Below are 14,394 nucleotides of genomic sequence, written 5' to 3' on the forward strand. Positions count from 1 at the left end.
TGGTGCCCGCCCGCTACCCCGCATGCTAGAGGCGATACTTCTCTGAACAACGGTCCACACAATGCCCCTGATCGACCAACTCCTGCCCCGCTACCAGTTCTCAGAGAAGCACCAGTTGCTGACCAGCGCCGCGCCAGCCGCCCTGCTGGACGCCGCACTCCGGCCCGAGATCAGCGACGACCCGTGGACCCGCCGCTTCATCCAGCTGCGCGAGTTGCCGGACCGCATATGGGGCACTCTGGGTGGCAGCAGTGGGCTGCAGCGGCAGCCCGCGTTTGGCATCCACAACTTCACGCCGCTGGGCCGCGACGGCGATCAGGAAGTCGCCATAGGCCTGGTGGGGAAATTCTGGCAGGCCGACTACGGCCAGGCCCGGATCGCCAACGCCGATGCCTTTACCCAGTTTGCCGAGCCTGGTGTTGCCAAATTGGTGTTGAACTTCAGCACCGAAGCCGCGGGCGATGGCCGCACCTGGCTGCGCACCGAAACACGGGTGTTTTGCAACGACCGGGCTTCCTTGCGGCGGTTTACACCGTACTGGTGGTTAATTCGGCCGGTGAGTGGGTTGATACGGATGCGGCTGCTGGCGCGGATTCGGGATACGGCGCGCTCCGATCAAAAGGATCAGAAAATTCCCAATTAGTGGCGATGCATCAATGCACCTTGTGCCCCGCTTCCACCGGGGTTTCCGTATGCATCACACACTGCCAACCCTTGCCCTTTTGCACCCAGGTCGACGTGTCGTGCATTTCCTGCGCGGTGGTCTTGGTTTTGCCTCTGGGGGCGACGGCCTGTTTGACATGGTAGGTCAGGATGGCGGTGGCGGCGTTGGGAAACACGACTTCCATATCGCTTAACTCGAAGGACTTGATCACCATCGACCCTTGCTCGGCCATCTTGCGATAACTGGCGTGGTCGAACTTCATCGCTCCGTGCGCGCCGACCAACAACGAGGGTTCGCTGAGCATCTCCAGCGCGGTTTCAGTGTCCTGATCGACCATGGACTGCCAGAACTTATTTTCAAGGTCGATGAGGGTCTTGTGGGGTGTCGACATAGCGGACTCCTGTGGTTGAAAGTGTCTATCCTGCTACGGTGAGCGTCAGACACTATCGGACAGAGGGGAATCCTCCGGTAAGTCCTTTCCTACGCAGAGAAAAGCGCTAATTAACCCAAGCCCCACACAGCCGCTGCCTCAGGCCCTCCGGTTCCGCCCTCCCCAGCCGCACCTCCGGAGTCCCATGCCAATCCGCACAACGCTGGATGACCTCTGCCACCGCCCGCACCGCCGCGTCGCTGAGCTTGACGCCGTCTTCCAGAAACACCGCCTTCACCTCGAACACGCCCTGTGCGCGGTGGGCCTTGGCGTCCAGCCGGCCGATGAGTGCGCCCTTGTGCAGGATGGGCAGCACGAAGTAGCCGTAAGTGCGCTTGTCTTCCGGCGTGTAGCACTCGATGCGGTAGTCGAAACCGAACATCGCCAAGGCGCGCTCGCGGTCCCAGACCAACGGGTCGAAGGGCGACAGCAAGGCTGTGTGGATGGCGCGCAGCTTGCCAGCCTGGGCGGTTTGCAGCAGCTCGAAGTGTTGCTGGTGCACATAGCCGGGCAGAGTCCAGCCCTGCACTTGCACGCGCTGCACCACGCCTTGCTCCACCAGCACATCCAGGTCGGCATCTTTCAGGCGTGGCTTCTGGCGGAAGTAGTCGTGCACCCAGCGGGCCTGTGTGATGCCCAGCGCCAGGATGGCTTTCTCGGTGAAATGGCGGTGCACGGCAGCGGCTTCGGGCAGTTGGGCGTTGGCCAGGTGTGGGTGCACGCGGTGCGCCAGGTCGTAGACGCGCTGGAAGCTGTCGCGGCGCTTGACCATCAGCTCGCCGCTGGCGAACAAGGCCTCGAGCCAGCGCTTTTCGTCCTTGCGGTCCCACCAGCCATTGCCGGTTTTGCCGTCCTGCCGGGTGAAGTCGGCAGAACGGACCGGGCCTTTGCTGTCGATATGCGCAAGCAAGGCGTCCAGATGCGCACGTTGGCTGGCCTGCACGGCCTGCCCGTTCAGCAGGCCCCAGTGGCGGCGCGCTTGCTGGTTGTAGCTGCGGTGCAGAAGCAGGTGGTCGACCGGCGCAAAGCAGGCTTCGTGGGCCCAGGTTTCAAACAGATGACCGTCAGCCAGCGCCGAGTCCAGCCACGCCTGCGGATAGGCACCGAGCCGAGAGAACAACACCAGATAGGGGCTGCGCGCCACCACGCTGATGGTGTCGATCTGCAGCAGCTGCATCTGGGCAATGCACTGGCGCAGCGCCAGGGGTGTGGCCTTGCGGCGCGGTGCAGCCAGCAGGCCCTGGGCGGCCAGTTGCAGATTGCGCGCCTGGGCCAGCGCCAGGGGTTTGGAAGATGGTGAGTCGTGCGGCATGGCCAACAGTCTAGACAGCTACTAATTCCATAGCTGCTTGCGCAGGCAATACCTGCGCCAGAGGCCTAAAGGGCTTGAAACTCCAAAAGCACCACAACAGCGGCTACAGCCCATTACATCTTCAGATGCTGCAGTGCAGCACCGGCTTTTATACTGAAGCCACCCCTTGTTGCCTGGCTTGTTGCCCCTGCCGTGACCCTACGCGCCTCTTTTCGCCAACTGTTGTTGCTCGCCTTTGTGCTGATTGCCGCCCTGCTGGGCGCGGTGTCGCTCAGCGGCCTGCAGGCGCTGCAAGGCGTGTTGGCGCAAAGCCGCGCGGCCGGGCAGCAAAGCATCCAGCTGAACCTGTCCACCCGGGGCCTGGCCGAGCGCAGCACCGATATGGAACGCGCTGCCCGCCAGTACCTGGTACTGGGCGATGACGCCCTGCGCCAGCGCTTCGACGATGCCGCCAACCAGGCCCAGGCCCTGCTGCTGCCGCTAGGCCAGTACCCGCCCACCGCCGCTCTGGCCCAGCAGTGGCTGGCGTCGGCCGTGCGCATCCGCAGCCAACTGGCCGATACCCGCGTGCCGCGCCCCAGCCGGGGCAATGCGGTGGCGGCCGAGTTCCAGACCCTGGACGGCATCTCGCGTGGACTGTCGCAGCAGGTGCAGCAAAGCATTGCCGAGCACAACCAACAGGTGCAAAACGCATTGGAAGAACAGCGTAACCGCCAGGTGCAGCAGGTGCTGGTGGCCATCGTGGCGGCAGCGGTGGCAGCCCTGGCGTTTGGCCTGTGGCTGACACGCCCGCTGCGCCAGCTGGGCAAGGCCATCGTGGCGCTGGGCGAAGGCCGGCTGCAGCAGGCCATACAGATACACGGCCCGGCCGACCTAGCCAGCCTGGGCCGCCAGCTGGACTGGCTGCGCCTGCGCCTGACCGAGCTGGACGAGGACAAGGCACGCTTTCTGCGCCACACCTCGCACGAACTGAAGACCCCACTGGCCGCGCTGCGCGAAGGAGTGGCCCTGCTGCAAGAAGGCGTGGGTGGTGCGCTGGGCGCCGAGCAGGCCGAGATCGTGGCCATACTGCAGCACAACACTGGCGTGCTGCAACAACAAATCGAAGACCTGCTGCGCTACAACGCCGCCGCCTTCGACGCGCGGCAGCTGCAGCGCCGCCCCACGGTGCTGCGCACATTGCTGGAGGGCGTGGCCCAGGCCCAGCGCCTGAGCTGGCAGGCACGTGGACTGAACGTGGTGGTGGAAGGCGACGCCACACTCAGCCACCCGGTGGACCCGGAGCGCCTGGGCATGGCGCTGGGCAATCTGCTGTCCAACGCTGTGCGCTTCAGTCCGCCTGGCGGACGTATCCGCTGGTGGGTGGGCACATTGAACGGCCAGGTGGTGCTGGAGATCAGCGACAACGGGCCGGGCATACCCGAGGGTGAGCGCGAACACATCTTCGACCCCTTCTACCGTGGCCATGTGCAGCCGCTGAATCTGCCGCGTGGCAGCGGCATTGGTCTGGCCATCGTGCGCGAACAAGTGGCCGCCCACGGCGGGCAGGTACGCCTGGTGGCACGCGCCGACGGCGCCTGCTTTCAAATCCTTTTGCCTTTGGACACCTCACATGTTTAAGTTACTGATCCGAAATTTGGGACTCTGGAGCCTATGCGCACTGGTCGCCTGCAGCACAGGCCCTGTGGCGGAGCCCCCACCGGCCAGCGCCATCAGCAATGAAGCCACGTCGTCACCTGTCATCAAGCTGGTGCCGGTGCCCTCGCCACTGAGCCCCGTGGACGAAGCAGGCCGCCTGCTGCAGCAATGGCAAGACAGCCTGCGCCAGGCAACGCCCGAATCACTCAACGCCCTGGCCGCCGGGCTGGCGGCAGAGCCCGCCACACCTGCCGGCATGGTGCATCTGGCCTTGGTATGGCTGCATACACATAACCCAGGCGACTCAGCGCGCGCGCTGGCGCAGCTGGAAGGGCTCAACAATGGCAATGACCCGGCAGTAGCCGCATGGACCGGTTGGTTACCGCTGTTGATGGCAAGGGCCGCCGAGCAAAAGCGGCTCGAGGAACAGATCGTTCGGCAAAACCAGCAGCTGCGCGACAACCAGCGCCGCATAGACCAGTTGACTGAGCAATTGGAAGCGCTGAAGGCCATCGAGCGGTCACTGGCGCCACGCAGCATGGGCAAGACGCCATGAGCGCCAAGCTGCAGATCCTGGTGGTGGACGACGACCCCGACATGCTGCGCCTGCTGTCGCTGCGCCTGGGCGCCGCCGGCTATGCCGTCACCGCCGAAGTCGATGCCGAGGCCGCCCTGGCCCGGCTGGAGGTGCTGCGCCCGCAGCTGGTGCTGAGCGATGTACGCCTGCCGGGCATGGACGGCATGGGACTGTTCGACGCCGTGCAGACACGCTTCCCCGGCCTGCCGGTGATCCTGCTCACCGCCCACGGCAGCATCCCCGACGCGGTGGACGCCACGCTGCGCGGCGTGTTCAGCTACCTGACCAAACCCTTTGATGGCAAGGAACTGCTGGCCGCCGTAAGCCGGGCACTGGTTTTGTCCGCCGCCAGCCGCCCGGTGGCGGGCTCGGCCGGCGAGGCCTGGCGCGCCGAAATTGTGAGCCGCTCGGCGGTGATGGACGAGGTACTGGCCGAGGCACGGTTGGTTGCACCCAGCGATGCATCGGTGCTGATACGCGGCGAAAGCGGCAGCGGCAAGGAGTTGCTGGCGCGCGCCATCCACCGCGCCAGCCCACGCGCCCACGGTGCCTTTGTGGCGGTAAACTGCAGCGCCATCCCCGAGGCGCTGCTGGAGTCCGAGCTGTTTGGCCACGTCAAAGGCGCATTCACCGGCGCGGTGGCCCACCACCGGGGCCTGTTCCAGAGCGCCAACGGCGGCACCCTGTTCCTGGATGAAATTGGCGACATGCCGCCTACCCTGCAGGTCAAGCTGCTGCGCGTGCTGCAGGAGCGCCAGATACGGCCTGTGGGCGCCCAGCAGTCGGTGGACGTAGACGTGCGCATACTCTCAGCCACCCACCGCGATCTGGAAGCCGCGCTGACCCAAGGTGACTTTCGCGAAGACCTGTATTACCGGCTGAACGTAGTCACCCTGACCCTGCCCCCGCTGGCCGACCGGCGCGAAGACATTGCGCTGCTGGCACAGCATTTTCTGCAGCGCCTGGCCAGCAAGTACCACAAGCCGGTGAAAGGCTTTGCCCCCGATGCACTGAGCCTGCTGGCCACAGCCGCCTGGCCCGGCAATGTGCGGCAGCTGCACAACGTGGTGGAGCAGGTCTGCGCCCTGGCCACCACGCCGCTGGTGCCGCTGGCCCTGGTGCAGCGCGCTCTGCGCGTGCCCACCGTGGAGGTGCTGGGCTTTACCGAAGCCCGCAACCGCTTTGAACGCAGCTACCTGGTGGACCTGCTGAAGCTGACCGACGGCCAGGTGGCTGACGCCGCACGGCTGGCCGACAAAAACCGCACCGAGTTCTACCGGCTGCTGCAAAAACACGGGCTGACGCCCGGCCTGTTCCGCGCCGAACCGTCCGACGGCGAACCGGAAAGCGGCCTGTCGCCAGCTGGCGACAGCTGATTTATCGTTATAAATCAATAGCTTGCAAAGACAAGATGAACGCATGCGTGCAGGACTGTCGCTGATCAGCGACGCTTTTCCTGCAAAAAATAAGGGGGAATTCTTTAAAAATAACGTAAGCATTTGATTTTTAAAGGTTTATTTACATGGCATAGGGTTTGCACCAGTACTGGCAATGACCTGTACACCACGCATACCTCCATCCGCCATGCTGGCTTTGTCGTCGCTGGTGACGCTGGCCTCTCCCACCGCCTTTGCAGTACTGCCGCTGCGCACCGACTTCGACACCCTGGCCGAACGCGCCCAGGCCCTGGCTGCCCAGCCCTATAGCCCAGTACCCAGCCGCACCCCTGCAGCACTGCGCCAACTGAGCTACGACCAGATGCGCGACATCCGCTTCAAGCCCGAGCGCGCTGCCTGGCGTGCCGAGCAGTTGCCGTTCGAACTGATGTTCTTCCACCTGGGTAAGTACCAAACCGAACCGGTACGCCTGCATGAACTCACGCCCGAGGGTGAACGCCCATTCAGCTTCAACCCACAAGACTTCAGCTACGGTGCCAACAAGCTGAACCCGCAGAGCTGGGAAGACATAGGCTACGCAGGCTTTCGCGTGCACTACCCGCTGAACACCCCAGCCTACAAGGACGAGCTGGTGGTGTTCCAGGGTGCGAGTTACTTCCGGGTACTGAGCAAAGGCCTGCACTACGGCCTGTCGGCCCGTGGCCTGGCTGTGGACAGCGCGGGCGGCGGGCCGGAGGAGTTCCCCCGCTTCACCGACTTCTGGATCGAACGACCCGACGCCAAAGCCCAGACCCTGACCATCCTGGCCCTGCTGGACTCGCCCCGCGTGTCCGGTGCCTACCGCTTCGAGATCCAGCCCGGCAGCACTACCAGCGTAACGGTCAAGGCCCGGCTGTTCCTGCGCGCGTCGCCGCAAAACCCAATACGTACCCTGGGCATTGCGCCGCTGACCAGCATGTTCTCCTTTGGCGAAAACCAGCCCAGCCGCGACGACTTCCGCCCAGAGGTGCATGACTCGGACGGCTTGATGGTCGCCAGCGGTGAAGGTGAATGGCTGTGGCGCCCGCTGCAGAACCCGCGCAAGCCGCTGGTCACGTCCCTCACTACCCAATCGCCCAAGGGTTTTGGCCTGATGCAGCGCGACCGTAACTTCAGCAGCTACGAGGACAGCGAAGCCAGCTATGAGCGCCGGCCGTCCGCCTGGATCACCCCGCTGGGTGACTGGGGCAAGGGCCGGGTGGAGCTGATGCAGCTGTCTACACCGGACGAAACCCACGACAACATCGTCGCCTACTGGGTGCCGGCCACCCTGCCGGCACCTGGCCAACCGCTGGACGTGTCCTGGCGCGTGGACTGGCAGGGCGAGGCCCAGCAGCGTCCGCCCCAGGCCTGGGTCGCACAGACCCGGGTGGGCCGCAGCTATGCCACCCTGGCGCCCAACGAGCAGCAGTTCATTGTGGACTTCGAAGGCCCCACCTTGCCCAGCAACGACGAACTGAAGTCCGTGGTGAGCGCCAACGGCAACGGCCGCATTACCGAGCAAGCCGTCTACCGCGTGGAAGCCACCGGCGCCTGGCGCCTGGCCCTGCGCGTCAAGACCCTGGACCCCGCGCGCCCCGTGGAACTGCGCGCCTACCTCACCGCCGGCCCTGACACGGTCAGCGAAACCTGGACTTACATCCTGCCTGCCCTATGACCACACCTGCACACACCTCTGGCATGCCTCCCACCCAGCGCGGCTCCATGCCCGCCCAGCCCTGGTTGGGCTTCGCAGCCCTCCTGCGTGGCGAACGAGCCCCTGGCAACGCCCCCTGGCGCGCCAGTGCCGCTCAATTGCAGCAACAAATTCCAGCCTGGGAAACGGCAGCCCAACAGCGCCGCAACTGGCTGCTGTTCTGGATTGCCGGTGCCACGGCCTTTGCCACCGCCCTGCTATGGCGTGCCCAGCCCGGTGCGGGCAGTGACTGGCTGCTGGCGACGCAGCTAGGCCTGTTCGCGCTGCTGTTTGCCTGGGTATCGGCCGGCACGGTGACCGCCGTGATGGGCTTCTGGGTCACGCTGCGCGGTGACCGCCATGCACTCTCGGCCCGCAGCGCGGACGGCATCACCTTGTCGGCCGACGCACGCACCGCCGTCATCATGCCGATCTGCAACGAAGACGTGGCCACGGTGTTTGCCGGGCTGCGCGCCACTTGCGAGTCGCTGGTGAACGCCGGGGCCGAGCGCTTGTTTGACGTGTTTGTGCTGTCCGACACCAGCGACCCCGACCTGCGTGTGGCCGAGATGACCGCCTGGCAGGACTTGCGTAGCCAGATGCAAGCCCATGGCAGCAAGCTGCAGGTGCACTACCGCTGGCGCCAGCACCGTACCCGTCGCAAAGCCGGCAATGTGGCCGACTTTTGCCGCCGCTGGGGCCGCAGCTACCGCTATATGGTGGTAATGGACGCCGACAGTGTGATGAGCGGCGACACCCTGGTCACCCTGGCCCGCCTGATGGAGGCCAACCCGCGTGCCGGCATCTTGCAAACCGCGCCGCGCGCCTGCGGTCACGCCACCCTGCATGCACGGGCACAACAATTTGGCAGCCGCGTGACCGGCCGCCTGTTTACCGCCGGCATGCAGTTTTGGCAGCTGGGCGAAGCCCACTACTGGGGCCACAACGCCATCATCCGCGTGGAGCCCTTCATGCAACACTGCGCATTGGCCACCCTGCCCGGCACCGGCGCCCTGGCAGGCGAAATCCTGTCACACGACTTTGTAGAAGCAGCCCTGATGCGCCGCGCAGGCTACGAGGTCTGGCTGGTGAACGACCTGGAAGGCAGCTACGAGCAGCAACCGCCACACTTGCTGGCCGAGCTGCAACGCGACCGCCGCTGGTGCCAGGGCAATCTGCAAAACTCTCGCCTGCTGGCCGAGCCCGGCCTGCGCCCGGTCCACCGCGCCATGCTGGCCACCGGCGCCATGGCCTATGTATCGGCACCGCTGTGGCTGCTGTATGTAATGCTGGGTGCCTGCCTGTGGCTGCATGACAGCGAATTCCAGCCGTGGTCCCACCACAGCGTAGTGACGCTCTGGGCCTCCACCGCGCTGATGCTGGCCCTGCCCCGGGTACTGGGCCTGGCCGCCGTGCTGCTGCGTGGAGAACAAGCACGCTTTGGCGGTAGCCTGGCCCTGGTGGGCAGCACCATACTGGAAGCAGGCCTGTCGATGCTCCAGGCGCCGCTGCGTATGGCGGCGCACAGCCTGTTCGTGCTGGGTGCCCTGACCGGCTGGCGCCTGGAATGGACCTCGCCTCCCCGCGAAGCCAATGACCTGCCCTGGGCCGATGCGGCGCGGCGCTTTGGCCCCCTGGGCCTGGGCGTGCTGTGCCTGCTGGCCAGCATTGCCTTTATCTCGCCCGCTACGGCACTATGGCTGCTGCCCATGGGTCTGCCCCTGCTGCTGGCCGTGCCGTTCACCGTGCTCAGCAGCCAAAGTGCACTCGGCCAGCGCTTGCGCAATGCCGGCTGGCTGCTGGTGCCCGAGGAAACCCAGTCTCCGTCGGTCCTGAAGCAGGCCTGGGCCTATGCCAAGGACAGCAATGTACGCATCTCCGCTGGCAGCTGGCTGGCCGACCTGCCACGCCTGGCCAGCCTGGCCCTGCAAGCCCTGGGCCCCCGCCACACCGGCCTGGGCCTGCGCGGCGAGCACCGTCGCCAACGCGTGCGCCAACTGGGCCGCCAGGGCCACACCGTGCCGCAAGCCGCGGAAAAAATGCGCTTTCTGAGCGAACCGCATAGCCTGCGCATGCTGCATGCCGCGCTGGTAGGTGCCCGCACGCGCTGATCGCCAAAAAGCAGCGGGGCAAGCCCCGCTGGCACAGAGGCTTTCATGCACAATCACGCGCCATGACCATGACCTCTGTTTTCAACTTCACCTTCGTGCCCTGGTTCCGTTCCGTGGCACCGTATATCCACAAGTTTCGGAACCAGACCTTTGTGGTGGGCATCGCGGGTGAGGCGATTGCGGCAGGCAAGCTGCCCAACCTGGCGCAAGACCTGGCCATGATCCAGAGCATGGGCGTGAAGATCGTGCTGGTGCACGGCTTCCGTCCGCAGGTCAATGAACAGCTCAAGGCCAAGGGTCACCCCCCCAAATACGCCAACGGTATCCGCATCACCGACGAAGTGGCGCTGGACTGCGCACAAGAAGCCGCCGGTCAGCTGCGCTACGAGATCGAGGCGGCGTTCAGCCAGGGCCTGCCCAATACGCCCATGGCAGGCGCCACCATCCGCGTGATTTCAGGCAATTTCATCACCGCCCGCCCGGTCGGCATTGTGGATGGCATCGACTTCCAGCATTCCGGCCTGGTGCGCAAAGTGGATATCGCCGGCATCACCCGTGTGCTGGATATGGGAGCCATGCTGCTGCTGTCACCATTCGGCTTCTCGCCCACAGGCGAAGCCTTCAACCTGACCATGGAAGAGGTGGCTACCTCGGTCGCCAGCGCCCTGCAGGCCGACAAGCTGATCTTCCTGACCGAGGTGCCCGGCATCCGTATGCATCCGGGCGAACCCGAGAGCGAAGACAACCCTATCGACACCGAGCTGCCCCTGGCCATGGCCGAAAAACTGCTGGCCGAACTCCCCCCGGCGAATGTGCCCACCGACACGGGTTTCTACCTGCAGCATTGCGTGACGGCCTGCAAATCCGGCGTGGAGCGCAGCCACATCATCCCGTTCTCGGTCGATGGCGCCATCCTGCTGGAGGTCTATGTGCATGACGGCATAGGCACCATGGTGGTGGACGAAAAGCTGGAAAGCCTGCGCGAGGCCCTGGTGGACGATGTGGGCGGTATCTTGCAACTGATTGAACCGTTTGAGAAAGACGGCACCCTGGTCAAGCGCAGCCGCACCGAGATCGAACGCGACGCCCATATGTACACCGTGGTCGAGCATGACGGCGTGATCTTCGCCTGCGCCGCCCTCTACCCCTACCCCGAAGCCCACACCGGCGAGATGGCCGCGCTGACGGTATCGCCCCAGGTGCAAGGCCAGGGCGACGGCGAAAAAGTGCTAAAGCGCATCGAGCAGCGTGCCCGTGCAGCCGGTCTGCAGAGCATTTTTGTGCTGACCACTCGCACCATGCACTGGTTCATCAAGCGCGGCTTTGTGCAGGTAGACCCGGAATGGCTGCCCGAAGCCCGTAAGCGCAAGTACAACTGGGACCGCAAAAGCCAGGTGCTGGTCAAAAAACTGAACTAGCGCGCCAGAGGGGACGAGTCGGCGGCACGTGGCCGCCTATGGCGCCCAATGCCCCCCGAGGCGTCGGAAATAGATAGAAATTCGGTGCATTTAGGTGTGCGCCGAGGCGGGTGCGGGTACACAATGTATCGGCATACACTCCTAAAGCCTGTTCACGATCTATGCGCCGCTACGCACACCGCGACATGCATGCAATGGGCCTCTCTCCATGAGGCAAGCGGCTCCGCATTCCCCGGTGACGGACGTCCGCCTGAAACGCCGCCATACCCAGGAATGGTGGGCCATGGCACTGGTGCTGCTGGTTTTGCTGGGCACCGTGGCCTGCAAACTCTGGCGGGAACACGGACTGAACCGGGAAAAGGAATTCGACCGCCTGCAAACCCAGGCCCGCGTGGTGGGCGAAAACCTGATCCGCCAGCTGCAGGGAGTGAACCGGGCCCTGGCCGGTCTGCGTTACGACCTGTACTACAGCGACCACCCGGGTGACGCGCCCAATATGGGACGGCGCCTGCAGCTGCTGGCCGATGCCATGCCCGGCGTGCGGGACCTGTCCATACTGGACAAATCCGGCATCGTCATCGGCAGCAACAACAAGAACGCCTTGGGCGCCGACCTGCACCAAAGCCCGTATTTCGAAATTCCCCAAGCCAACCCAGACTACGAGGCGCTCTATGTGTCGCCCAACTACATCCCCAGCTCTGGCTTCTATGCGGTGGGGGCCAGCAAGGCCGTATCTGCGGTGGATGGGCAATTCATAGGCCTAATCAGCGCCACGCTGGAGCCGAACTATTTCGACATCGTGATGCAGTCGGTGCTGTACGCGCCCGACATGACGGTCGGCATCACGCACCACGATGGGCGGGTGTTCATCATGATTCCGCCCAATGCGAAATCCCTGAACACCAATATCAACGTGCCGGGAGCCATGTTCCACCAGCATGTCCAGTCGGGACAGGCCGTAAGCCGTTTGATTGGCCAGTCAAGGGTATTGGGCGACCAGCGCATGCTGGTTTTTCGCAATATCCAGCCCGCCGAGCTGCACATGCATACGCCACTGACCATCTCTGTGAGCCGAAACCTGGCAGCGGTAGACGCCATCTGGTGGAACGAAGCCCTGCTGAACCTGGGGCTGCTGGCGGTATTCGGCCTGATTGCCTGCATAGGCCTGGCTTACATCCATAAGCACCGAAGGGCCATGCACCTGGCCCATACCGAGATACAGGATGCCTTGAAAGAAACCGCCCAGCGCTTTGAATTCGGCCTCAAGGGCGCGGACCTGGGTCTGTGGGACTGGAATATGGCCAAGAACACCATGGTTTTCAGCGACCGTCTCTGGCAGATGCTGGGCTACCAGCCCAATGAAATCTTGCTACGCGGCGGCCTGTGGTGGCAACTGCTGCACCCGCAGGAGCTGCCCATGCTGCGTACTGCGTTCATCGCCCACATCAAGGGCCATAGCTCGTCGTACAAGCTGGAGCACCGCGTGCGCCACAAGGACGGCCACTGGATCTGGGTGCTGGACCACGCCATGGTCGCGGCGCGCGATGAGAACGGCCGCGTCACCCGCGTACTGGGTACGCATATGGATGTGTCAGAACGCAAGCAGGCAGAAGCGCACCTGGCGGCCGCCACGGCCTTGCAACGGCGCACCGGCGAGATCGCCAAGATCGGAGGCTGGGAACTGGACCTGTCGAACATGCTGCAGACCTGGACGCCCGAGGTTTTCCTGATCCACGACCTGCCGGTAGGCATGCCACTGTCCCTGGACGAATCCCTGACCTGCTACCCGCCAGAGGCACGCCAAAAGCTGGAGCAGGCAATGGCCGAAGCCATACGCTACGGCACGCCCTGGGCACTGGAGCTGCAGATGACCACCGCCGCCGCACGCCAGGTCTGGGTACATTCGCATGGCGAGGCCATCGTGCAGGAGGGCCACACTGTGCGTCTGGAAGGCACTTTGCAGGACATCACGGAACGCATGCAGTTCCAGGCCGAGCTACAGCGCGCCAACGAACAACTGGCCGAACTCAGCGTGACCGACGGATTGACGGGCGTGGGGAACCGGCGTTTTTTCGACCAGTGTCTGGCCTCCGAGTGGGCGCGCAGCATGCGCCAGGAACAGTCGCTGGCCCTGCTGATGATAGACATAGACCATTTCAAGCGCTACAACGACGCTTATGGCCACCTGAACGGCGACGACTGCCTGCGCGAAGTGGCGCGCATTCTGAACACCTGCATTTGCCGTCCTGGCGAATTGCTGATGCGCTATGGGGGCGAAGAGTTTGCGGTGCTGCTGCTAGATACCGATATCGCCGGCGCCACGGTGGTTGCGCAACGCTGCCTTGAGCGCATACGGCATGCCGGCCATCCGCACAAGGACTCACCTACGGCCAGCCACGTGACCCTGAGCGTAGGTATTGCCAGCGTCATACCGCACAAGGACATTTCCGAACAAGACCTGCTGGAGCAGGCCGACGCAGCCCTGTACGAGGCCAAGCGACAAGGCCGCGACCGCTACGTGTGCGCAACCCAGGGACCACCACCCGCTCCCGGCCCCAGCCAGTCCGAGTTCTATCTGGGGTGATCAGGCCTTGAGCTTGCGGCCCAGGAACACCAGAGCCAGCAGAATGATGGCGACAAAGCAGACAAACGACCAGTTGGCGATCGAGCCGCCCAGAAAGGTCCAGTCCACCACCGTGCAATCGCCGCCGCCCTTGAAGATCATGGGAATGGCGCGCTGCAGCGGGAAGGTTTCAATCATTCCGTAGAGGTCGCGACCGCAGGTGGCCACCTCGGGCGGATACCACTGCAGCCAGCTTTGGCGCGCAGCCACAAACGCCCCGAAACCAGCCACCAGCAGCACCAGAAATACGCCCGAAACTTGCAAGCTTTTCTTGCCACTGGCGCTGGTGATACCTGCGATGATTGCTACTAAAACAAGAGCATAGCGCTGCACGATGCACATGGGGCAAGGCTCCAGGCCCACCACGTGCTGCAAATACAGGCCAAAGGCCAGCAGGCCGATACACACCACGCTGATCCCCAACAGCACACGGCGTGGGGCGGCATCAATCCAGGACAACAACATGCATAGCTTTCAAAAAATGCGCCCTGCGGACGCACCCCCGGGGAC

General features: G+C 64.2%; 11 protein-coding genes. 8 read left to right on the forward strand and 3 right to left on the reverse strand.

The genetic code is table 11. The annotated features are described in order from the left end of the window. Positions 1-61 precede the first annotated feature (61 nt). Positions 62-643: a hypothetical protein gene (locus AC07O2_RS04925; protein WP_495074614.1), complete on the forward strand. Its 582-nt coding sequence runs from the start codon at positions 62-64 to the stop codon at positions 641-643. A 10-nt stretch (positions 644-653) separates the two neighbouring features. On the opposite strand, the gene AC07O2_RS04930 is transcribed toward AC07O2_RS04925, so the two are convergent. Further along, on the reverse strand, positions 654-1,055 hold the full coding sequence (locus tag AC07O2_RS04930) for a nuclear transport factor 2 family protein (RefSeq protein ID WP_495074615.1): 402 nt from the start codon (positions 1,053-1,055) through the stop codon (positions 654-656). A 106-nt stretch (positions 1,056-1,161) separates the two neighbouring features. After that, entirely contained in the window at positions 1,162-2,406 is a 1,245-nt protein-coding gene (locus AC07O2_RS04935; protein ID WP_495074616.1) for a winged helix-turn-helix domain-containing protein, read from the reverse strand. 192 nt (positions 2,407-2,598) lie between these two features. Here AC07O2_RS04935 and AC07O2_RS04940 point away from each other — a divergent pair, with 192 nt between their 5' ends. The 7 genes from AC07O2_RS04940 (at position 2,599) to AC07O2_RS04970 (ending at position 13,845) form a co-directional block, all read left to right on the forward strand. Further along, complete coding sequence (locus tag AC07O2_RS04940) at positions 2,599-4,026, forward strand: sensor histidine kinase (RefSeq protein WP_495074617.1); 1,428 nt, start codon at positions 2,599-2,601, stop codon at positions 4,024-4,026. Further along, positions 4,019-4,600 (forward strand): hypothetical protein, encoded by a 582-nt coding sequence (locus AC07O2_RS04945; protein ID WP_495074618.1) that lies wholly within the window; start codon positions 4,019-4,021, stop codon positions 4,598-4,600. Before AC07O2_RS04940 ends, AC07O2_RS04945 begins: the two co-directional genes overlap by 8 nt. Beyond that, positions 4,597-5,997, forward strand: a complete 1,401-nt coding sequence (locus AC07O2_RS04950) for a sigma 54-interacting transcriptional regulator (protein WP_495074619.1) — start codon at positions 4,597-4,599, stop codon at positions 5,995-5,997. The genes AC07O2_RS04945 and AC07O2_RS04950 overlap by 4 nt, the downstream gene beginning before the upstream one ends. A gap of 175 nt (positions 5,998-6,172) precedes the next feature. Next, positions 6,173-7,714, forward strand: coding sequence for a glucan biosynthesis protein G (locus AC07O2_RS04955; RefSeq protein WP_495074620.1), 1,542 nt, complete (start codon positions 6,173-6,175; stop codon positions 7,712-7,714). Further along, complete coding sequence (gene mdoH / locus AC07O2_RS04960; protein ID WP_495074621.1) at positions 7,711-9,843, forward strand: glucans biosynthesis glucosyltransferase MdoH; 2,133 nt, start codon at positions 7,711-7,713, stop codon at positions 9,841-9,843. The genes AC07O2_RS04955 and mdoH overlap by 4 nt, the downstream gene beginning before the upstream one ends. A 68-nt stretch (positions 9,844-9,911) precedes the next feature. Then, positions 9,912-11,261 carry an amino-acid N-acetyltransferase gene (gene argA, locus AC07O2_RS04965; protein WP_495074622.1) on the forward strand — a complete coding sequence of 450 codons (1,350 nt, stop codon included), beginning with the start codon at positions 9,912-9,914 and terminating at the stop codon, positions 11,259-11,261. 208 nt (positions 11,262-11,469) lie between these two features. After that, positions 11,470-13,845 (forward strand): diguanylate cyclase domain-containing protein, encoded by a 2,376-nt coding sequence (locus tag AC07O2_RS04970; RefSeq protein WP_495074623.1) that lies wholly within the window; start codon positions 11,470-11,472, stop codon positions 13,843-13,845. Here the strand turns inward: AC07O2_RS04970 and AC07O2_RS04975 are convergent, their stop codons facing one another. After that, on the reverse strand, positions 13,846-14,349 hold the full coding sequence (locus AC07O2_RS04975) for a disulfide bond formation protein B (protein WP_495074624.1): 504 nt from the start codon (positions 14,347-14,349) through the stop codon (positions 13,846-13,848). It lies immediately after the preceding gene. Positions 14,350-14,394: the final 45 nt, after the last annotated feature.

Source organism: Rhodoferax sp. GW821-FHT10B06 (assembly GCF_059415605.1).